The sequence below is a fragment of the Bordetella genomosp. 13 genome (assembly GCF_002119665.1).
GTDB lineage: Bacteria > Pseudomonadota > Gammaproteobacteria > Burkholderiales > Burkholderiaceae_B > Bordetella.
The window spans coordinates 3,741,992-3,762,790 of record NZ_CP021111.1; the positions used below are offsets into that span (position 1 = coordinate 3,741,992).

Genomic DNA, 20,799 nt, shown 5'->3' on the forward strand with positions numbered 1-20,799 from the left:
TGCTACCGTGGGTTCTTGCCCAGCTTGCCGCAGCGGGCGGCGCCGTGCGCACCCGGCGCCGGACTGCCGAGGCCGTGATGTGCGTCCTGCCGCGGACCGCCGGCAGACAATGATGCGGATGAAACGATCGGGCAGGCAGCGCGGTCTGGACGCAAAAATGAGGGGGCGCCAAGCGCCCCCTCATTGCGGCAACCATACATTTTAGCCGGTCTTGGGGTCGCGTGCCGGGCGCCTTGCGGCAGACGCGCCCACCGCGGATGTCCACCCGGGATACCGGCCCGGGCCAACGGGCTTACCTCAGCTGTACCGCCACCCACTGGGTCTGGTCGCCGCGGCGCACCAGCAGGCCCACCGCCTTGCCCTTCTCGAGCTTGGCCACCAGCTTGCCGAACTGCTCGGCATCGGTGATGTCGCTGTCGTTCACGGCCAGGATCACGTCGTTCTCCTGCACGCCGGCCTGGGCGGCCGGCCCCTTGGCCACCCGCACCTGCACGCCGCCCTTGATGCGCAGCTTGCGCTGCATGTCGGCGGGCACGTCGGACACGCCCAGGCCCAGCAGATTGTCGGCCGACGGCGCCTTGGGGCGCGCGTCGCCGCCGCCGCCGCTGGCGGCCGTGCGTTCGGACGGAATCTCGGCGACCTTCACGCTGAGCTTGACCGTGCGGCCCTTGCGCCACACTTCCATGGGTGCCGTGGTGCCGGGCTTGGTCTCGCCGACGATGCGCGGCAGGTCGGACCAGCGGCGGATGTTCTCGCCGTTGAACGTGGTGATGACGTCGCCCGGCTGCACGCCGGCCTCGTCGGCGGGACCGCCCGACTCGACGCTGCTGACCAGGGCGCCCTCGGCACGCGGCAGGCCGATGGCGTCCGCCACGTCCTTCACGACCTCGCCGATCTGCACGCCGATGCGGCCCCGCGTGACCTTGCCGGTGGCGCGCAGTTGCTCGACCACGCGCATGGCTTCGTCGATCGGGATGGCCAGCGAGATGCCCATGAAGCCGCCGCTGCGCGAGATGATCTGCGAGTTGATGCCCACCACCTCGCCTTGCAGGTTGATCAGCGGACCGCCGGAGTTGCCGGGGTTGACGGCCACGTCGGTCTGGATGAACGGCAGGTACTCGCCGGTATCGCGGCCGATGGCGCTGACGATGCCGGACGTGACGGTGGAATCCAGGCCGAACGGCGAACCGATGGCCAGCACCCACTGCCCCTTCTTCAGCTGCTTGGGATCACCGATGGGCACGGGCGTGATGTCCTTGGCCTCGATCTTGATCAGGGCCACGTCGGTGCGCTCGTCCGAGCCGATGACCTTGGCCTTGAACTCGCGGCCGTCGGTCAGCGTGACGTAGATGTCGGTGGCCTCGCTGATGACGTGCGTGTTGGTGAGGATGTAGCCGTCATCCGAGATGAAGAACCCCGAGCCCACACCGCGCGGCACGGTGCGCTCTTCGGGTTGGGGCTGCTGCGGCTGTTGCGGAGGCTGGCGGCGCTGCCCGCCCGGCCCCGGCGGCTGGAAGTCCGGGCCGAAGAACCAGCGGAACAGCTCATAGGGATCATTGCCGCCGGGGCCCATGCCGCGCACCGGCACGGTGGCCGTGGTGCGGATGTTGACGACCGCGGGGTCGGCTTTCTGAACGATGCCGGTGAAATCGGGCAGCACGATGGCGGGCGGCGCGGACTGGTTCTGCGTCTGCACCGGCTGGGCCTGCGCGGGACCGAAGCCGCTGGCCAGCACGGCCACCGCGGCCAGCGCGGACAACCAACGCCGCGACAGTACTTTCGACACGGAAAGGGAAACCATGGACGGACTCCGGGAAACGGATGCGATGCAGTACTTTACTGGGTTTGCTGAGCGGCGCCGCCCGCGGGGGGGACGTACTCGATGGCGCCCGCCAGGCGTTCCAGCGTGGCAATGGGAACCTCACCCAAGGCGGTCAGCCAGAAATCGGCCACGCGCGTACCGTAGATGTTGATGGCGCCACGCCGGGCCAGGCCGGCCGGCGGATGATTGTGGCGCTGGCTGTCGTAGGGCTCGATGAACACCGAGATGGCAGCCAGGCCGTCGGACAGCACCAGTTGGCTGACCTTGGCCTGCCCCATCGCGCGGGCCACCTGCATGACGGGGGTGAAGCCGTCGGGCGCCGGGATGCGCCACCCCTGGCTGGCCAGGTCGACCGGCTTCATCGAGGCCTCGATGATCTTCCAGTCGCGCGTATTCCAGCGCGAATTGAGCGCCGACGGATCGACCTCGGCGCCCAGGCGCAGCGAGGTGAAGGCCACCTGCTCGACGATCTTGCGCGACGAATCCAGCGTCTGCGCCTTCAGCAGCAGATGTGTGCCCGTGTCGGCGCAAAGACGATAGCCGTAGCGCAGCTGGTCGCGCGGCTCGATAGTGATGATGCGGCACTGGCGATCGGCCACGCGGTGCAGCTTGTCGCTGGCGCGAATGTCGTAGTGGCGGGCCAATTCGGCGGGATTGCCCAGCAACAGGCCGGGGAAGCGGTCGCCGCGGCGCGGCTCGATCAGCACGGTCTTGCTTTCGGGCAGCAGGCACTGCACGTCGTCGTTGTGGCGCAGATATTCGCGCGGCTGGCCGTCGAGGATCTCGAGGCGTTCACGCTCGCCGGTGCCGTCGATGACGTGCACGACTCGCGACGACTGCATCATCTCGCCCTGCTGGTAGATGAACACGCCGGCGTAGTCCTGCTTGCGGGCGGCCTTCTGGATCTGGGACAGCAGTTGCACCGAGCCCTGTGCGGCCGGATCCTGCGACATGCCGCCGGCCTGCTCGGCCCAGGCCGAGCTGTGCAGGGCCATCACCCCCGCCAGCATGGCCAGGGCCATTCCGGCCGCCTGCCGCGGCCGCGACAAAGGAGGTCGTTGCGCGCGCTGGCGTGCCGTCCGGGACACTGACTGCCACACCGCCATCAACGTCCCATCCCGGGGTCGAACGACACCTGGCGAACCGCGCTGGGCCCGGCCATCTGGCGATGGGCCTCGAGGTAGTCGCGCAGGCCGGCCTCTTCGAGATTGGTCGTGCTGGCGTCGGCCAGCACGGCACTGCTTTCGGCAGGAGCCGGCGCGCCGCCGAGATACGGCTGCGCCACCCAGGCAACGGTGGCGACGGCGGCGGCGACCGCCAGGCTGGACAGCCCCACCCGCAGGGGGGTGCGGCGGCGCGGCGCGGCGACGATGGGCAGTTCGGCTTCGAGGGCGCGCGACAGGCGCGCGTGGAAGTCGGCGCTGGGCCGTACCGACAGCTCGGTGCTGCGCAGCGCGTCTCCGATCAGGTGATAGGTGTCCCAGGTGCGGCGACCTTGCGGGGAGGCCAGCAGGGATGGAAACTCGTCGCCCCCTTCCCCGTCCAGCCAGGCGGAGATGGCCGCGTCCAGGGAATCATCCTGGGACGCTTCGGGGGTTTCGACGAACTGGGCTGCGGTTTGCATGACTGCCACTCCTTACCAACGACGCTCGGCATCGGTGTCCAGCAAGGGGCGCAACCGATTGGCGATGGCTTCGCGCGCACGAAAAATGCGGGAGCGCACCGTACCGATCGGGCAGTCCATGCTTTGGGCGATGTCTTCGTAACTCATACCTTCGATCTCACGCAGGACGATTGCAGTCCGCAATTCCTCGGGCAGCTCCTGGATGGCCGCGTTCACCGTTTCGGCGATCTCGCGGCTGGCCATCACGGACTCCGGCGTGCTGATATCGGTTAGGTTATCGGTTTCGTTAAAAGTTTCACCATCTTCCGTTTCGATCGCGTTGGGCGCGCTGGGGCGCCGCCCGGACGAGGCGAGCCAGTTTCGCGCCGTGTTGATGGCGATACGATACAGCCAGGTATAGAAGGCGCTTTCGCCGCGGAACTGCGGCAGCGCGCGGTAGGCCTTGATGAAGGCCTCCTGGGCCACGTCCTCGATCTCTGCGGGATCGCGGATCATGCGGGCCAGCAGGCGCAGGATCTTGCGCTGGTACTTCAGCACCAGAAGATCGAACGCTTTCTTGTCGCCGCGTTGCACACGCGCAACAAGCTCGGCGTCGACGTCGCGTTCGCTCATGCGGCCCTCGCGTGTGCGCGGGCCATGGCGGCCCGCTGGCCCAGGATGCACAGTCGCCGCCAGGCGGCGGCCGACAGACCCGGCTGCCAGACGGTGACGCCCGCCTGGCGCGGCAGCGCCGAGCCGGCGCCGGCATCGTCCAGCCTGAACGCCAGGGCCAGCCAGAAGGGACCGCGCCGGCAACCCACCAGACGGGCCTCGCGCCAGCCGGACTCGAGCAGCACGCTCCACGCGGCCGGGTCGGCCGACGCCCGCACACCGCCCACCGGCACCGGGCGATTGCGACGCGCGTGTGCCCAAGCCACGCCCGCGCCCGCGACAGGCAGGGCCGCGGCGAGCCACCCGGGCGCATCCAGCAGCATGGCGGACCATGCGGCGCAGCCCGCCGCAACGGCGGCCGCGACGGCACGCAGCGCCCCCTGGCTGGCAGGAGGCGTTACGGGCAGGCGCAGCTGCCAGGCCGAGGACGGGTTGCTACCGCTCAAATCAGATCCGACGAACGGCCATGGAACCGTTGGTGCCGCCGAAGCCGAACGAGTTGGACAGGGCCACGTCGATCTTCATCTGCCGCGCTTCGTTGGCGCAGTAGTCCAGGTCGCACTCGGGGTCCTGGTTGAAGATGTTGATCGTGGGAGGCGAGACCTGGTGGTACACCGCCATCGTGGTGAACACGGCCTCGATGCCGCCCGCAGCGCCCAGCAGGTGGCCCGTCATGGACTTGGTGGAATTGACCACCAGCTTGCGGGCATGATCGCCGAACGCCAGCTTCAGCGCCTCGGACTCGTTCTTGTCGCCCAGCGGCGTGGAAGTGCCGTGCGCATTGACGTAGTTCACGTCCTCGGGGTTCAGGCCGCCGTTGCGCAGGGCGTTGATCACGCCGCGGCGCGGACCGTCACGGTCGGGCGCGGTGATGTGGTGCGCGTCGGAGCTCATGCCGTAGCCGACGAACTCGCCGTAGATGCGCGCGCCGCGGCGCTTGGCGTGTTCGTACTCTTCGAGCACCAGCACGCCCGCGCCCTCGCCCAGCACGAAGCCGTCGCGGTCGCGGTCCCAGGGACGCGAGGCCGTGGCGGGATCGTCGTTGCGGGTGGACAGCGCGCGCATCGCGGCGAAGCCGCCGATGCCCAGCGGCGAGACCGTGGATTCGGCGCCGCCCGCCAGCATGACGTCGGCATCGCCGTACTCGATCAGGCGCGCGGCATCGCCGATGCTGTGCAGGCCCGTGGTGCACGCGGAGACGACGGCGTAGCTGGGGCCCTTCATGCCATAGGCGATGCTGATCTGGCCGGAGATCAGGTTGATCAGCGACGCGGGCACGAAGAACGGCGAGATGCGGCGCGGCCCCTTGGCCAGCAGCTCGGTCTGCGTCTCTTCGATGCGCGGCAGGCCGCCGATGCCCGAACCGACGATCACGCCGATGCGGTCGGCGTTCTCTTCGGTGACCTCGAGGCCGCTGTCGCGCCAGGCCTGCATGCCCGCGGCCACGCCGTAATGGATGAAGGTATCCATCTGCCGCGCTTCCTTGGCGGCGATGTACTGCGTGACGTCGAAGCCCTTGACCTCACCTGCGATGTGCGTGGTGAGCGCGGAGGGATCGAAGCGCGTGATGCGGGTGATGCCCGAACGTCCGTTGACGATATTGTCCCAGGCGGTGGCCAGATCGTTGCCCACGGGGGAAACGATGCCCAGCCCGGTGATGACGACTCGTCGCTTCACGGATGACTCCTCACAGACAAAAGAATAAAGGCGGTTTTCGGATGTGCCGTACACACGGAATCGCGGTCCGCGCAGAAGCCACTAGGCCTCCGCGCGTACGCGCCGCGTGGCAACTCCTGAAACCGCCCCGGTTCCCTGCGCCACCACGGAACCAACCGTGCGCGCGGGACAAAAATGAACGCAGGCCCTGAAGACGTACCGGGCTTACTGCTTGCCGTGCGAGTTGATGTAGTCGATCGCCTGTTGCACGGTGGTGATCTTCTCCGCCTCTTCGTCGGGGATCTCGGTTTCGAATTCATCTTCGAGCGCCATGACCAGTTCGACCATGTCGAGCGAATCGGCACCGAGGTCGTCAAGGAAGGAGGACTCGTTCTTGATCTCGGCTTCGTTCACGCCAAGTTGTTCAGCGACGATCTTCTTGACGCGCTGTTCGATGCTTTCCATGCAGATCTCCAATTGGGAAAAATCCCGCGAATTATAGCCAAGCGTTGAGGAATGCAAGCGTTGGCCGTGACAAAAACCGCGCGTCTGGAACCGAAAAGCCGTCCGGATAGGGCCCTGCACGCGGCGCCTCGAGAGAACTCGCCCTAACCTGCCTCAACTGGCCGGCATCAGGCGCGTTCGTGCGTTATTGCATGTACATCCCGCCGTTCACGTGCAGAGTCGTACCAGTAATGTAACCCGCCTGCGGGCCGGCCAGGAAGGCCACGGCATGCGCCACGTCTTCGGGCGAACCCAGGCGGCCCAGGGGAATCTGCTGCAGCAGCGCGGCCGTCTGCGTCTCGCCCAGGCTGCGCGTCATGTCGGTGTCGATGAAGCCCGGCGCGACGCAGTTGACGGTGATGTTGCGGCTGCCCAGTTCGCGCGCCAGCGCGCGCGCCATGCCCGCCACGCCGGCCTTTGCCGCGGCGTAGTTGGCCTGGCCCGCGTTGCCGCTGGAGCCCACGACCGAGGTGACGTTGATGATGCGGCCGGAACGCGCCTTCATCATGCCGCGCAGCACGGCGCGCGACAGGCGGAACACGGCGGCCAGGTTGGTATCGATGACGGCCGACCAGTCGTCGTCCTTCATGCGCATGGCCAGCGTGTCGCGCGTGATGCCGGCGTTGTTGACCAGGATGTGCGGACCGCCGCCCTCTTTGTTCAGCGCGTCGATCAGGGCCTCGCAGGCCTGTGCGTCGGTGACGTCCAGCACCACGCCGCGGCCGCCGCGCGGTTCCAGCGCGGCCTGGATGGCCTGCGCGCCCGACTCGGACGTGGCGGTGCCGACCACCGTGGCGCCGCGCGCCGCCAGTTCGTCGGCGATGGCCTTGCCGATGCCGCGCGTGGCGCCGGTGACCAGCGCGATCTTGCCTTGCAGTTCGTTGGAGAGCTGGGTCATGTCAGTTTCCGTTGACGGCCGCCAGGGCGGCTTCGAGGGAGGCGGGATCGGTGATCGACAGGCCGACCAGGTCGGAATCGATGCGTTTCGTGAGGCCTGCCAGCACCTTGCCGGGGCCGCATTCGATGACGTGCGTGACGCCCTGCTCTTTCATGGTCCGCAGGGTCTCGACCCAGCGTACCGGATTCCAGGCCTGCCGGACCAGCGCATCGCGGATCGCGTCGGGCTCGGTGGGCTGCGCCACGTCGACGTTGTTCAGCACGGGAATGCGCGGCGGCTGCAGCGTGGCGCTGGCCAGCGCGCCGGCCAGCACTTCGGCGGCCGGCTTGAGCAGGCTGGAGTGGAACGGCGCGGAGACCTGCAGCAGCAGCGCGCGCTTGGCGCCGGCCGCCTTGGCGGCGTCGCACGCGCGTTCGACGGCGGCCTTGTGGCCGGCGATGACGACTTGAGCGGGTGCGTTGAAATTGACGGCCTCGACCACTTCGCCCTGCGCGGCCTGCGTGCAGGCGGCGCGCACGGCGTCATCGTCCAGGCCCAGGATGGCGGCCATGGCGCCGGCGCCGACCGGCACCGCGGTCTGCATGGCATCGGCGCGGATGCGCACCAGGCGCACGGCGTCTTCCAGCGACAGGGCGCCGGCCGCGGCCAGCGCCGCATATTCGCCCAGGCTGTGACCCGCCACGATGTCGGGCAGGCGGCCGCCGGCGGCGCGCCACGCCTCGAAGCAGGCCACGCCGGCGGTCAGCATGGCAGGCTGGGTGTTGGTGGTGAGATTGAGTTGTTCAGCCGGGCCCTGCGCGATCAGCGCGCCCAGGTCCTGGCCCAGCGCCGCACCGGCGCGCGCCACGACGTCGGCCACGGCGGCATTGCCGGCCCAGGCGTCGAGCATGCCCACCGACTGCGAACCTTGTCCGGGAAAAACAAACGCGATTTTCATGTTGCTCTATACGATTGCGTTCTAGCGTTGGAGAGCGGCCGCCCGCTGCGGGCAGCCCAGACGGGCGTGCGGCGGCTACATGCGCGCCAGCACCGAACCCCAGGTGAAACCGCCCCCCACGCCTTGCATGAGGACCAGTTGGCCGCGCTGCACGCGGCCGTCGCGGCGCGCCACGTCGAGCGCCAGCGGCACGCTGGCGGCCGAGGTGTTGGCATGCTGGTCGACGGTGATGACCACCTTTTCGACCGGCACGTCCAGCTTGCGAGCCAGGAAGTTGAGGATGCGCACATTGGCCTGGTGCGGCACTAGCCAGTCGAGGTCCTGCACCGACACGCCGGCCTCTTCGCAGACGGCGCGGGCCGAGCGGTCGAGCACGGTGACGGCCTGCTTGAACACGGCCTGCCCGTCCATGCGCAGGAATGGATCGCCGGTGACGTCGCCATAGGCCACGTTGCCGGCGGCGCACAGGATCTTGGTGAGACTGCCGTCGGCGTGCAGCTGGGCCGACATGATGCCCGGCTCTTGCGAGGCCTTGAGCACCACGGCGCCGGCGCCGTCGCCGAACAGCACGCAGGTGGCGCGATCGTTCCAGTCGAGGATGCGCGAGAACACTTCGGCGCCGATGACGACGGCGCAGCGCGCGCGTCCGGCGCGGATGAAGCTGTCGGCCGTGGTGAGCGCATATACGAAGCCGCTGCACACCGCCTGCACGTCGAACGCGGCCGAGCCCGGGGCGCCCAGATTGGCCTGCACCAGGCAGGCCGTGCTGGGAAAGACGTAGTCGGGCGTGGAGGTGGCGACGATGACCAGGTCGACCTCGGCGGGTTCGACGCCGGCATCCTGCAGCGCGCGGCGCGCGGCCTCGGTGGCCAGCAGGCTGGTGGTGACGCCGCGCTCGGCAAGGTGGCGCTGGCGGATGCCGGTGCGCTCGACGATCCACGCGTCCGACGTGGCGATGTCGCGGGTAGCCAGCTCGGCGGCCAGCTCATCGTTGGAGACGACGCGTTCGGGCAGATAGCCGCCCGTGCCGACGATGGCGGAATACGTCATGGGATTACTCATCAAGCGGTGCCCCCTGCGGCGGCGCCGGGCGCGGTGTCGCCCGACTGAACGCGCATGGTGATCTGGGCGACGGCATGCGCCGTGCGCTCCAGCAGTTTACTCGCCACTGCCTCGCGCGCGCGCTGCAAGGCGAAGCCGTACGCGTAGACGTCGGCCGATCCATGGCTCTTGATGACCACGCCGCGCAGCCCGAGCAGCGCCGCGCCGTTGTAGCGCCGATTGTCGACGCGCTGGCGCAGCCGGTTGAGCACCGGCGTGGCGAACGCGCCCGCCAAGAGCGTGATGAAGTTGCGCTTGAACTCTTCGCGGATCACGCTGGACAGCATCTTCGCCAGCCCCTCGACCGACTTGAGCACCACGTTGCCGACGAACCCGTCGCACACGACGACGTCGACACTGCCCTTGAAGATGTCGTTGCCTTCGACGTTGCCGTAGAAGTTGAGCGGGCTGGCGCGCAGCAGCTCGGCCGCTTCCTTGACGACCTCGTTGCCCTTGATGACTTCTTCGCCGATGTTCAGCAGCCCCACCGTGGGATTGTCGCGATGGTCGAGCGCCTGCACCAGCGCGGCGCCCATGATGGCGAACTGCAGCAGGTGGTCGGCCGTACAGTCGACATTGGCGCCCAGGTCGAGCACCGTGGTGGCGCGGCCGGCCTGGTTGGGCAGCGAGGTGGCGATCGCCGGACGATCGATGCCGTCCAGCGTCTTGAGCACATAGCGCGAGATGGCCATCCAGGCGCCGGTATTGCCGGCCGACACGCAGGCGTCGGCAAGACCGTCCTTTACCGCCTGGGCGGCCAGACGCATGGACGAGTCTTTCTTGCGACGCAGGGCGACCTCGACCGGGTCGTCCATCTGGACGACCTCGGAAGCAGGCACGATTTGCAGGCGATCGCGCGGCGCCGAGCGATGCTCGGCCAGCGCGGCCTCGATCGCGTCGGGCAGGCCGACCAGCAGCAGCCGGGTGTCCGGAAACTGCTGGGCGAATTCGACCGCAGCCGGGATGGTGACGGGCAGACCGGCGTCCCCGCCCATGCAGTCTATGGCGATGCGTATCACGGGTGTGAGATCAGCACTCAGCGGCGGGCCGGGGCGAACTCGTCCAGGGCTTTATTCGTCAGCCTTGGTCTTCAGGACCTTGCGGCCACGGTAGAAACCGTTGGGGCTGATGTGGTGGCGCAGGTGCGTTTCACCGGTGTTGGGCTCGATGGCGGTCGGGGGATTGACCAGGAAATCGTGCGAACGGTGCATGCCGCGCTTGGACGGGGACTTCTTGTTTTGTTGAACAGCCATGATGACTCCTAGAAACGGGCCGCATTGTACGCGATGCGGCCCGGCGTTGATCTACGGTTTGCGCTTGAGCTGCTCGAGCACCGCGAATGGCGATGGGCGTTCGATGGCGGGCTCTTGCGAAGCGTCGCCGGCTCCGGCCTGCGCACCCGGGCAGACTTCATGCCGGGGCACATAGGGGACGTTCAGTATCAGCTCGTCCTCGACCTGGGCCAACAGGTCGAATTGCCGCGAACCCACCACCTTGTCGGGGTAGTCCTCGGTGGAATCTTCGTCTTGCAGCGCGAGGTCGTCATCGAGGTCTTCCTCGGAGTCGACCAATTGCAGAGTGCACGCGGCGTCGACCGGATAGGTGAACAGCTCGCCGCAGCGCTGGCACTCGAGCGTCAGGTCGGCCTGCACGCGCAGATGCAGTAGCGGCTGCCCGCCGATGACGCCCGTCTTGCCGGTGCCCCGGCCGATGGCGCCCTGCACCTGCCAATGCGCCAGACCCGCCTCGCCGGCCGCCTGCTCGGGCAGGCCGTCCACCAGGCGCGACAGGCGCGCAAGCGCAATGCTACCCTCCAACTGCCGGCCCTGGCTGGCCAGGGCGTAGGCGTCGACGCGGCGGGGGTCGAAGTGAGCGTTCATCGGATCAGCCTTCCTTGGGTCAGCTTCCCTTGGGTCAGCTTCCCTTGGGTCAGCTTCCCTTGGCGCAGTTTCCCTCGGGTCAGCTTCCCCTGGGTCGGCCTTCCTTGGATCAGCTTCATCGGGCGAGCTTTCATCCCCTTCCCCTCATCCAGCAGCCTGCAAAAACGTCGCAAAACGTTAGATAATACCGTGACTTACGCTTCAACGTCAATTACCGCATGCCCAATACCAGCCTGATCCTGGCGTCCAGTTCGCCTTACCGGCGCGAACTGCTGTCCCGCCTGCGCCTGCCCTACACCGCCGTCTCACCCGACATCGACGAAACCCCGCGCCCCGGCGAAGGCCCGGCCGAACTGGCCTTGCGCCTGTCGGAGGAAAAGGCGCGGGCGATCGCGTCGCGGCACCCCGGCGCGGTGGTGATCGGCTCCGACCAGGTGGCCACGGTGGACGGCGCCCCCATCGGCAAGCCCGGCGACTTCGAGCGCGCCCGCGCGCAGCTGCAGGCCCTGTCGGGTCGTACGGTAGAGTTTCACAGCGCCCTGGCGGTCACCGACGGCACGCGCGTGCTGCGCGAAGATGTGGTCACGCGCTGCCGCTTCCGCACGCTGTCATCCGCCGCGATCGACGCCTATCTGCACGCCGAGCAACCGTACGATACCGCCGGCAGCGCCAAGGCCGAAAGGCTGGGCATCGCCCTGATGGAAGCGATCCACAGCGACGACCCCACCGCCATCATCGGCCTGCCCCTCATCGCCCTGACGCGCATGCTGCTCGATTTCGGCATAGACCCCCTGCAGCCCGGAAACGTTCAATGACGCAGCCGGGCCACCCACAGAAAGATCCTCACCGCTCGCACGACCAGGACACCCCGCCGGCATCGCTGCCCGGCGGCGCGCCGGCGCCCGCGGAGGCGGCAACGCCAGCGGCGCTCCACCTCATCCCCGTCGGGCTGGGCGACGCCCCGCTGGAGCGATGGTTGCCCGCCGAGGTGCGCGCACTGGCCGGCCGGCTGGATACCTACATCGCCGAGAACGCGAAGACGGCGCGCGCCTTCCTGAAGCTGGTCGGCACGGCGCGGCCGCTGCAGGAAATCACCATCCACACGCTGGCTCCGGACACGGACACGGCGCAGATCACCCGCTGGCTGGCGCCGCTGCGCCGAGGCATCGACATCGGGCTGGTCTCCGAAGCGGGCTGCCCGGCCGTGGCGGATCCAGGCGCCAAGGTAGTCGCCGAGGCGCACCGGCAGGGGCTGGCGGTACGCCCATGGGTGGGGCCGTCGTCACTGCTGCTTGGCCTGATGGCCAGCGGCCTGGATGGGCAGCGCTTCGCCTTCCATGGGTATGCGCCCGTCGATCCCGCCGAGCGCACGCGCCAGCTGCGCGCCTGGGAGCAGCACTCGGCCAGACAGAACCAGACGCAGATGCTGATCGAAACCCCATACCGCAACGCCGCCATGCACAAGGCCCTGCTGGGCGCCCTGCGCGGCGACACGCGGCTGTGCGTGGCGCGCAGCCTCACCACGGCCGACGAATGGGTCCAGACCCGCACCGTGGCCGAGTGGCAGCACCAGCCCGCTCCGGATCTCGACAAGAAGCCCACCCTGTTCCTGTTCCTGGCGCGTTGAGGATCATCGCCATGATGCGCCGTTCCGTTCTCGCCCTCGTGCTGCTGCTGTCGATGCTGGCCGGTTGCGCCACGCGCGACCCTACCGGCCTGGACATCGACACCTCGGTCCAGGCCGTCAGCCATGGAAGCCGCGTGCGCCACGTCGTGCTGCACTACACCTCCACCACGCAGGAGCGGTCCCTGAAGCTGCTGTCGCAGGGCGGGGTCAGTTCGCATTACCTGATCACCGACGCCTCCACGCCCCGCATCTACCGGCTGGTATCCGAAAATCGCAGCGCCTGGCATGCCGGACCCAGCGGCTGGTACGGCCAGCCCTCGATCAACGCCACGTCCATAGGCATAGAGATCGTCAACAACGGCTGGACGGATGGCGCGGCCGGCCGGCAGTGGCAGCCGTATGCGCCCGCGCAGATCCATGCCCTGATTCCGCTGCTGCGCAACCTCATCGAGCGCCACGGCATCGAGCCGCAGAACGTGGTGGGGCACAGCGACGTGGCGCCCCAGCGCAAGTTGGATCCGGGCCCGCTGTTTCCGTGGCGCGAGCTGGCGCAGGCCGGCATCGGCCGCTGGTATGACGAGGCGGGCGCGGCGGCACATCTGGCGCGCTTGCAGGGCCAGCCTCTGCCCGAAGTGCTGTGGTTCCAGCAGCAACTGAAGCGGCTGGGCTACGAGTGCCCGCAGGACGGCCTGCTGGAGCGGCCCACGCGCAATGTGCTGGCCGCTTTCCAGATGCACTATCGCCCGGCGATTCATGACGGCACGCCGGATGCCGAAACCGCGGCCATCATGCTGGCCATGCCGTAGCGGCGCGAACCCGGGCGCCGCGGCCAAGGGCGATCGTGCCGCCCATGCCCCGGCGCGGCGCCGCTGCTCAAACCTGGCGGCCCGGGTTCAGGCCGCGCTGCCCCTGCGCAGGCGCGCCGCCACGCGCCACCCCAGCAGCAGCGCCAGCACCGCGCCATAGATCAGCGGTTCTTCGAAGTCGTTCTTGCCCGCCTTGTGCCACCAGTAGTGCAGGATCGCCAGCAGGCCGATCAGGTATACGGCACGATGCAGCGCCTGCCAGCGCCTCCCCATGCGCCGCATGGCCCATTGCGTGGAGGTGGCCGCCAGCGCGCTCATCAGCACGAAGGCGGCAAAGCCCACGGTGATGAAGGGACGTTCGCCCACGTCCTGGAGCATGGCCGCAGGATCCAGGCCGCGGTCCCACCATACCCAGGCAATGAAGTGCAGCAGGCCGTAGAAGAAGGCGAACAGCCCGCACATACGGCGCAGCCGCACCAGCGCGGGCTGGCCCGTCAGGCGGCGCAAGGGCGTGATGGCCAGGGTGACCAGCAGGCACACCAGCGTCCAGGTGCCCGACGATCGCGTCAGGAACTCCACGGGGTTGGCCGTCAGGCCGTCGTTGAAGCCCAGCCAGATCCAGCGAGCGAAAGGCAGCAGCCCCAGCACGAACAGGAAGGGCTTCATCCTGCCCACGGCGCGGGCGCCCAGCGACGGACGCGCGGGCGCGCGGCCCGATGACAACTTGGCGGATTCCTTCATGGTCGCGGCGCCGGCTCAGTAGTTGGCGCGCAGGTCCAGCCCTGTGTACAGCGATGCCACCTGGTCGCCGTAGCCGTTGAACATCAGCGTCTTGTGCTTGGGCGCGAAGAAACCCCCGCCGTCGCCGATGCGCCGTTCGGTGGCCTGGCTCCAGCGCGGGTGCGACACGCCGGGGTTCACGTTGGCGTAGAAGCCGTACTCGTGCGGGGCGGCCTTCATCCAGGAACTGGCGGGCTGCTTCTCGACCAGCCGGATGGCCACCAGCGACTTGGCCGACTTGAAACCGTACTTCCAGGGCACGGCCAGGCGCAACGGCGCCCCGTTCTGATTGGGCAGCACCTTGCCGTACAGGCCGAACACCAGCATGGTCAGAGGGTGCATGGCCTCGTCGATGCGCAGCGCCTCGACGTAGGGCCAGTCGAGCACACCCGCGCGCACGCCGGGCATCGCCTCGCGCTGCACCACCGTGACGAACTCGACGAACTTGGCGCTGCCCGTGGGATCGACCTGCTTGAGCAGGTTGGACAGCGAATAGCCCACCCACGGTATGACCATGGACCAGCCCTCGACGCAGCGCAGGCGGTAGATGCGCTCTTCCATGGGCGCGAGCTTGAGCAGCTCGTCGATGCCGAAGGTGCGAGGCTTGCCCGCCGCTCCCTCGACGCTGACCGTCCACGGACGAGTCTTCAGCTTGTTGGCGTACTCGGCGGGGTCGGACTTGTCCAGGCCGAACTCGTAGTAGTTGTTGTAGGTGGTGATGTCCTTGAACGAGGTCTGCTTGTCCATCAGCGCGTACGCCGGATTGGACGTGGCAGGCAGCGCGGCGCCTTCGGCCTCTTCGGCGCGCGCGCCGCCGGGAGTCCAGATAGCCCCCATGCCGGCTGCCGCGGCGAGAGCTCCCGCGCGCGCCATCCAGGCCCGGCGCTCGCGCCAGACCGGTTCGGGAGTGATCTCGGAGGGAAGAATATCGGCGGGTTTGCGTATCAGCATGGCGGATCCCGAAAAGGAGGCGCCCGGCGGCGCCCATGACTGCGTAGACGCCGACGGGCCCGGTTTATTCCCTGCAGCCCAACTGGCGACGTACGGACTGCGCCTTGATCGCTCCGCCGTGCACCGGCGCCGACTATGCCCGGCCGGATGCGCCCGCACCGGGCCGTATACGCCTACCGGTCAGACAGCGCCGCCGCGATTGCGTTCCCGCGAGCGGTTCATTGTGCCGCGCCCGAACGCGGCATCAGCCATTGCTGCAGTTCCAGGACGCTGTTGACCACGGCCTGGGGAGCGCAGCTCTGCAATTCGGCGACGGTGTGCGCACCGTAGGCGACGCCCACCCCGTGCACGCCGGCGTTGGCCGCCATGCGCAGGTCATGCGAGGTGTCGCCGATCATGACGACGTTCTCGGGCGCCACGTCGAGTTCCTGCATCAATTCCTGCAGCATGGCGGGATGGGGCTTGCTGAAGGTCTCGTCGGCGGTGCGAGTGGCCGCGAACACGCCGCGCATGGCGGTGGCGGCCAGGGCGCGGTCCAGGCCGACACGGCTCTTGCCCGTGGCTACCGCCAGCAGCGTGTCGGTTCCGCCCAGCGCAGCCAGCATCTCGGCCACGCCATCGAACAGGCGCAGTTCGGGATCGCGCAGCAGGTAATGCGTGCGGTAGCGCTCGAGGAAGCGCGGCACCATGGACTGGGTAAGCGAGGGCACGGCGCGGCGCAGCGCGCTTTCCAGGGACAGCCCGATCACCCAGCTGGCCTCGGAGGCCGAGGGCACGGGCAGTTCCAGGTCGCGGCAGGCGCCCTGGATGGCCGCCACGATGCTGTGGGTGGAATCCATCAGGGTGCCGTCCCAGTCAAACACCACCAGCTTATAGGGCTTGCTCAAGCCGTCGTCTCCAGTTGCTGCAAGAGTTGCACGCATGCCTTGGGCAGCGGCGCCTCGAGTTCCAGGGTTGCTCCGGTAAGGGGGTGCGGCAAGGTCAGCCGGTGCGCATGCAGGAACATGCGTGCGAACCCGCGGCGGGCGAATTCGGCCCGCACCTCGTCCGTCCCGTATTTGTCGTCGCCCACAATGGGAAAGCCGCTGGCCGCCAGGTGCACGCGAATCTGGTGCGTGCGGCCGGTGCGCAGTTCGGCATCCACCAGACTGTAGCCGCCATACCGGCTTTTGAGTGTGACGATGGTGTGGGCCGGACGGCCGTCGCGCGTGTCGACCCGCACCCGGCGCTCGCCGCTGGCGGTGGTCCATTTGGTAAGGGGCAGGCGGATGTGCTGACGATCGTTCACCCAGTCGCCCTGCACCAGCGCGTAATAGTGTTTGCGGCCCCCGCCATCGCGCAGCATGGCGTGCAGGGCCAGCAGCGCGTTGCGCTTCTTGGCGACCATCAGCAGGCCGGAGGTCTCGCGGTCGAGGCGATGCACGAGTTCCAGGAAGCGCGCGTCGGGCCGCGCGGCGCGCAACTGCTCGATGACGCCGAACGACACCCCGCTGCCGCCATGCACCGCCACGCCGGCCGGCTTGTCGATGACCAGCATGGCATCGTCTTCGTATACCACTGGAAATTCGGACGCCGGCACCGGACGCGGCGCACCGGGGTCGGGCAGGCGCAAGGGCGGCACCCGCACGGTGTCTCCCGCGGCCAGACGATAATCGGCGCTGATACGTCCCTTGTTCACACGGACTTCGCCGCCGCGGATGGCCTTGTAGATGTGGCTTTTGGGAACGCCTTTGCACAGGCGCAGCAGGAAGTTGTCGATGCGCTGCCCGTCGTGCTCAGCGCCCACCTCGACCAGACGGACGACCGGCTGTTCGGAGGACTTTGAAGTTTCTTTGCGCATTGCGGAAAGCGACATATAATCGGGACAGCCTTAAGGGGCTGAACCAGCCGCTTGGCGTAGAGATGCAAGACAAGTTCGCGTCTCCGTCGAGCGCGCAGGCCATCATTGTACTTGTACAAAGTACTACGTGCGGGTTCAGTCCTGGGGTCTCTCGGTCGCCGGTGCAAGCGCGCCCTGTCGGACGGTGGTGTGGCACTCTATGCCCGCCTTCCTGGCAGGCCACGCCGCAGCCGCAAGTGGCTCTGAAGTGCAGCAAGAACCGTCATTATTAAATAAAGCACCAGGTGCGTGCGGGGGTACAAGCCTTGCCGCATCTGACGTTCCCAGCAACTCTCCGTCAACCACGTTCAGTGAACCTGACCCCCCTGCTGAAAGAACCTCGTGCCGTCCGGCACGACGTGCCCGCCTGACCCGCCGCGGATACGCCCGGGCCACAGCCCGGGTACGGTCCGCCTTCTTGCCTGCTTCAGTCCGCAGCCCGAGCGATCCGAGGTCACGCGCCGATATCGGCGTGTCATGACTTGGAGAATCGCACTCATGAAGCGCATGCTGTTTAATGCAACGCACCAGGAAGAACTGCGCGTTGCCATCGTCGATGGGCAGAAGCTCATCGACCTCGACATCGAGATCGCCGGCCGCGAACAGCGCAAAGGCAACATCTACAAAGGCGTCATCACCCGCATCGAACCCGGCCTCGAGGCCTGCTTCGTCAACTACGGCGAAGAACGCCACGGCTTCCTGCCGTTCAAGGAAGTGGCCCGCAGCTACTTCAAGGAAGGCGTCGACGTGCGCACCGCGCGCATCCAGGACGCCCTGAAGGAAGGCCAGGAAATCATCGTCCAGGTCGAGAAGGAAGAACGCGGCAACAAGGGCGCCGCCCTCACCACGTTCATCTCGCTCGCCGGCCGCTATCTGGTCCTGATGCCCAACAACCCCCGCGGCGGCGGCGTTTCGCGCCGTGTCGAGGGCGAAGACCGCCAGGAGCTGCGCGACACGATGGAGCAGCTCGACGTGCCGCAAGGCATGAGCATCATCGCGCGCACCGCCGGCATCGGCCGCAGCGTCGAGGAACTGCAATGGGACATGGCGTACCTGATGCAGCTGTGGACGGCCATCGACAGCGCCGCCCGCGACAACGCCGCGCCCATCCTGATCTACCTGGAGTCCAGCCTGGTCATCCGGGCCATCCGCGACTACTTCTCGCCTGAAATCGGCGAGATCCTGATCGATACCGACGAGATCGCCGACCAGGCCACCGCGTTCATGAGCGTGGTGATGCCGGACAACGTCCAGCGCGTGAAGCGCTATCGCGACGACATCCCGCTGTTCTCGCGCTTCCAGATCGAACACCAGATCGAAACCGCGTACTCGCGCACCGTGCAGCTGCCCTCGGGCGGCGCCGTGGTAATCGACCACACCGAGGCGCTGGTGGCGGTGGACGTCAACTCGGCGCGTTCGACCCGCGGAGCCGACATCGAGGAAACCGCGCTGCGCACCAACCTGGAAGCGGCCGACGAAGTGGCCCGCCAGTTGCGCCTGCGCGACCTGGGCGGCCTGATCGTCATCGACTTCATCGACATGGAAGAGGGAAAGAACCAGCGCGCGGTCGAACAGCGCCTGCGCGATGCCCTGCATTTCGATCGCGCCCGCGTGCAGATGGGCAAGATCTCGCGCTTCGGCCTGATGGAGCTGTCCCGCCAGCGCCTGCGTCCGGCCCTTAACGAGGGTTCGCACATCACCTGCCCGCGCTGCAACGGCACCGGCGTGATCCGCGACGCGGAATCCAGCGCCCTGCACGTGCTGCGCCTGCTGCAGGAAGAAGCCATGAAGGAGAACACCGCGGCGGTGCACGCCCAGGTGCCTGTGGAAGTGGCCACTTTCCTGCTGAACGAAAAGCGCGCCGACATCGCCAAGATGGAAGCCCGCCTGAAGGTCAACCTGGTGCTCATTCCCAACAAGCACCTGGAAACCCCGCACCACCACATCGAGCGCCTGCGCCACGACGACCCGCGTCTGGAAGAGGCCAGGACCAGTTTCGAACTGGCCCAGGCCCCCGCCACCGACTTGGCCTGGGCGCCCCGTGAACAGGAAGCCAAGGCCAAGCCCGAAGCCCTGGTCAAGGGCATTACGCCGTCGCAACCTGCCCCCATTTCCACCCCCGCTCCCGCGCCTGCCGTCGCGCCGCAGCCCGCTCCAGCGGCCACGGCCGGTCTGGGCGGCTGGTTCAAGCGCCTGACGAACTGGCTCAGCGGCACGACCGCCGCACCGGCCGCCGCGCCCGCCGCCGAACCGCAGGAAGAGACCCGTCGCGGCACCTCCGGCTCCAGCCGTGGCCGCCGCGGCCATGACGGCCAGGAACGCCGCGGCGAACGCCATGGTTCCGACCGCAATCGCGGCCGTCGCGGCGAAGGCCGAGGCGAGGCTGGCGACGCCGAACTCGGCGGCAACCGTCGCGGCGGTCGCCGCGGCGAAGAGCGCACCGACCGTCCGCAGCGTCCCGAGCGTGAACGCGAGCGCGAAGCCGCCGCGCCGGTCGCCGCCGCCCGTCCCGAGCGCGCCCCGGCGCCCGCCGCCGAAGGCGACGACGCCGCCGCCGGCACCCGCCGCGGCCGTGGCCGCCGCGGACGCGGACGTCGCGAGGAAGGCGCTCCGCAAGGCGCGCTGAGCGACCAGGAAAACATGGTCGCAGCCCTGGCCGAGACCGTCGCATCGGCCCTGCCGGCCGAACAGCGGGCCACGCCCGCCAATGTGCCGGCCGAGCCCCGCGACAAGGCTGTTGACCTCGAGGATGCCGAGGACGTGCAGGCCGACGGTGTGGTCGCCGAAGGCGAAGGCGCCGAAGCCGGCGCCGATCCCGAGCGCAAGCGCCGTCGCCGTCGCAGCCGTCGCGGCCGCCGCGGCGCCGACGAAGCGTCGGCACTGGCCGGCGAAGGCCAGGACGGCGACGCCCTGGCGCAGGACGCCCAGGAAGCGCTGCAGGACGTCGCGGCCGAAACCGAGCCGGCTTCGCCCGCTTCGACCGAGGCGCCGACGTACGCCGCCGCCGTGCAGGCTGCCACACCCGCCCCGCAGGCCGCCGCGGTCCAGCCGTCCGCTCCGCAGGCGCCCGTCGAGCCGGTCGTCGAGGCCCAGCCGGCCGTGACGGCCGAGCCGGCGCAGTCCGAGCAGGCCCCGGCCGAACCGGCCACCCCGGCCGCGCCCTGGACGGCGCAACCCGCCGCGCCGGTCGAGCAGTCCGCTGCGCCCACGCCCGTGCAGGCCGCCGAACCGGCCCCGGTCACCGAGACCAGTGCTGCCGAAGCCCCTGCCCCGGCCGAAGAGCCAGCCCCGCTGGCCGCTCCGGTCCAATCGGCTCCGGCCCCGGCGCCCGCCGCGACCATGGCGCCCCCGGCAGCCCCGGCCGCCGCTCCGCAGCCGCCTGCGGCCCAGGCGCCCATCTCCGTCGCGCCCGCCGCGCCGGCCGCCACCACGCAGGGCCTGCATGCGATCGTCAACGCCGCCGGCCTGACGTGGGTCGAAACCGACCCCGAGCGCCACGCGCAGACCCAGCAGCGCATCGCCGCCTCCGCTACGCCCGTGCGCCTCGGCCGCGAGCGCAAGCCTGTGCCGCCGGTGTCCTCCGCGCCGCTGCAGCAGGTGGAAACCCGCCGCTAAGCCGCGCGACACCACAAGGCAAAAAGCCCGTCGAGAGGATCGACGGGCTTTTTTTCGGGTGAGCATCC

General features: G+C 68.7%; 21 protein-coding genes. 4 read left to right on the plus strand and 17 right to left on the minus strand.

Annotated features, from left to right (window positions below; all coding sequences use genetic code 11):
• Positions 1-292 precede the first annotated feature (292 nt).
• From CAL15_RS16765 to CAL15_RS16825, 13 genes are all read right to left on the minus strand, one after another.
• Positions 293-1,801 carry a DegQ family serine endoprotease gene (locus CAL15_RS16765; protein ID WP_086079638.1) on the minus strand — a complete coding sequence of 503 codons (1,509 nt, stop codon included), beginning with the start codon at positions 1,799-1,801 and terminating at the stop codon, positions 293-295.
• A gap of 35 nt (positions 1,802-1,836) precedes the next feature.
• A complete protein-coding gene (locus CAL15_RS16770) occupies positions 1,837-2,844 on the minus strand; it encodes a MucB/RseB C-terminal domain-containing protein (protein ID WP_232468001.1) in 1,008 nt (335 codons plus the stop codon).
• 83 nt (positions 2,845-2,927) lie between these two features.
• Positions 2,928-3,446: a sigma-E factor negative regulatory protein gene (locus CAL15_RS16775; protein WP_086079640.1), complete on the minus strand. Its 519-nt coding sequence runs from the start codon at positions 3,444-3,446 to the stop codon at positions 2,928-2,930.
• A gap of 12 nt (positions 3,447-3,458) precedes the next feature.
• Positions 3,459-4,058 carry an RNA polymerase sigma factor RpoE gene (gene rpoE, locus CAL15_RS16780; protein ID WP_086079641.1) on the minus strand — a complete coding sequence of 200 codons (600 nt, stop codon included), beginning with the start codon at positions 4,056-4,058 and terminating at the stop codon, positions 3,459-3,461.
• A complete protein-coding gene (locus tag CAL15_RS16785; protein ID WP_086079642.1) occupies positions 4,055-4,543 on the minus strand; it encodes a hypothetical protein in 489 nt (162 codons plus the stop codon). Before CAL15_RS16785 ends, rpoE begins: the two co-directional genes overlap by 4 nt.
• 1 nt (position 4,544) lies before the next feature.
• Complete coding sequence (gene fabF, locus CAL15_RS16790; RefSeq protein ID WP_086079643.1) at positions 4,545-5,774, minus strand: beta-ketoacyl-ACP synthase II; 1,230 nt, start codon at positions 5,772-5,774, stop codon at positions 4,545-4,547.
• A 204-nt stretch (positions 5,775-5,978) separates the two neighbouring features.
• The gene (acpP, locus tag CAL15_RS16795) at positions 5,979-6,218 is read right to left on the minus strand and encodes an acyl carrier protein (RefSeq protein WP_003813816.1); all 240 of its coding nucleotides are present in this window, start codon (positions 6,216-6,218) and stop codon (positions 5,979-5,981) included.
• Positions 6,219-6,402: 184 nt separating this feature from the next.
• The gene (gene fabG / locus CAL15_RS16800) at positions 6,403-7,155 is read right to left on the minus strand and encodes a 3-oxoacyl-ACP reductase FabG (RefSeq protein WP_086079644.1); all 753 of its coding nucleotides are present in this window, start codon (positions 7,153-7,155) and stop codon (positions 6,403-6,405) included.
• Position 7,156: 1 nt separating this feature from the next.
• The gene (fabD, locus tag CAL15_RS16805) at positions 7,157-8,092 is read right to left on the minus strand and encodes an ACP S-malonyltransferase (protein WP_086079645.1); all 936 of its coding nucleotides are present in this window, start codon (positions 8,090-8,092) and stop codon (positions 7,157-7,159) included.
• Between the two features lie 75 nt (positions 8,093-8,167).
• A complete protein-coding gene (locus CAL15_RS16810; RefSeq protein WP_420042510.1) occupies positions 8,168-9,154 on the minus strand; it encodes a beta-ketoacyl-ACP synthase III in 987 nt (328 codons plus the stop codon).
• Positions 9,154-10,212 carry a phosphate acyltransferase PlsX gene (gene plsX, locus CAL15_RS16815; RefSeq protein WP_086079647.1) on the minus strand — a complete coding sequence of 353 codons (1,059 nt, stop codon included), beginning with the start codon at positions 10,210-10,212 and terminating at the stop codon, positions 9,154-9,156. Before plsX ends, CAL15_RS16810 begins: the two co-directional genes overlap by 1 nt.
• A gap of 51 nt (positions 10,213-10,263) precedes the next feature.
• Positions 10,264-10,446, minus strand: coding sequence for a 50S ribosomal protein L32 (rpmF, locus tag CAL15_RS16820; RefSeq protein ID WP_025517921.1), 183 nt, complete (start codon positions 10,444-10,446; stop codon positions 10,264-10,266).
• Between the two features lie 51 nt (positions 10,447-10,497).
• Positions 10,498-11,073 carry a YceD family protein gene (locus tag CAL15_RS16825; RefSeq protein ID WP_086079648.1) on the minus strand — a complete coding sequence of 192 codons (576 nt, stop codon included), beginning with the start codon at positions 11,071-11,073 and terminating at the stop codon, positions 10,498-10,500.
• A 218-nt stretch (positions 11,074-11,291) separates the two neighbouring features.
• On the opposite strand from CAL15_RS16825, the gene CAL15_RS16830 reads away from it, so the two are divergent.
• The 3 genes from CAL15_RS16830 to CAL15_RS16840 are packed head-to-tail and all read left to right on the plus strand — an operon-like array spanning position 11,292 to position 13,506.
• Positions 11,292-11,888: a Maf family nucleotide pyrophosphatase gene (locus CAL15_RS16830; RefSeq protein WP_086079649.1), complete on the plus strand. Its 597-nt coding sequence runs from the start codon at positions 11,292-11,294 to the stop codon at positions 11,886-11,888.
• Positions 11,885-12,700, plus strand: coding sequence for an SAM-dependent methyltransferase (locus CAL15_RS16835; RefSeq protein WP_232468002.1), 816 nt, complete (start codon positions 11,885-11,887; stop codon positions 12,698-12,700). The genes CAL15_RS16830 and CAL15_RS16835 overlap by 4 nt, the downstream gene beginning before the upstream one ends.
• Positions 12,701-12,714: 14 nt before the next feature.
• Positions 12,715-13,506 carry an N-acetylmuramoyl-L-alanine amidase gene (locus CAL15_RS16840; RefSeq protein WP_086081149.1) on the plus strand — a complete coding sequence of 264 codons (792 nt, stop codon included), beginning with the start codon at positions 12,715-12,717 and terminating at the stop codon, positions 13,504-13,506.
• 87 nt (positions 13,507-13,593) lie between these two features.
• Here CAL15_RS16840 and msrQ read toward each other — a convergent pair whose 3' ends face one another.
• The 4 genes from msrQ to CAL15_RS16860 form a co-directional block, all read right to left on the minus strand.
• A complete protein-coding gene (msrQ, locus tag CAL15_RS16845; protein WP_086079650.1) occupies positions 13,594-14,247 on the minus strand; it encodes a protein-methionine-sulfoxide reductase heme-binding subunit MsrQ in 654 nt (217 codons plus the stop codon).
• Positions 14,248-14,262: 15 nt separating this feature from the next.
• A complete protein-coding gene (gene msrP, locus CAL15_RS16850) occupies positions 14,263-15,237 on the minus strand; it encodes a protein-methionine-sulfoxide reductase catalytic subunit MsrP (protein ID WP_086079651.1) in 975 nt (324 codons plus the stop codon).
• A 218-nt stretch (positions 15,238-15,455) separates the two neighbouring features.
• Positions 15,456-16,076: an HAD-IA family hydrolase gene (locus CAL15_RS16855; protein WP_232468245.1), complete on the minus strand. Its 621-nt coding sequence runs from the start codon at positions 16,074-16,076 to the stop codon at positions 15,456-15,458.
• Between the two features lie 44 nt (positions 16,077-16,120).
• Positions 16,121-17,092 (minus strand): RluA family pseudouridine synthase, encoded by a 972-nt coding sequence (locus tag CAL15_RS16860; protein ID WP_086079653.1) that lies wholly within the window; start codon positions 17,090-17,092, stop codon positions 16,121-16,123.
• 522 nt (positions 17,093-17,614) lie between these two features.
• Between CAL15_RS16860 and CAL15_RS16865 the strand changes: the two genes are divergently transcribed.
• Positions 17,615-20,731, plus strand: a complete 3,117-nt coding sequence (locus CAL15_RS16865; RefSeq protein WP_086079654.1) for an Rne/Rng family ribonuclease — start codon at positions 17,615-17,617, stop codon at positions 20,729-20,731.
• Positions 20,732-20,799 lie beyond the last annotated feature (68 nt).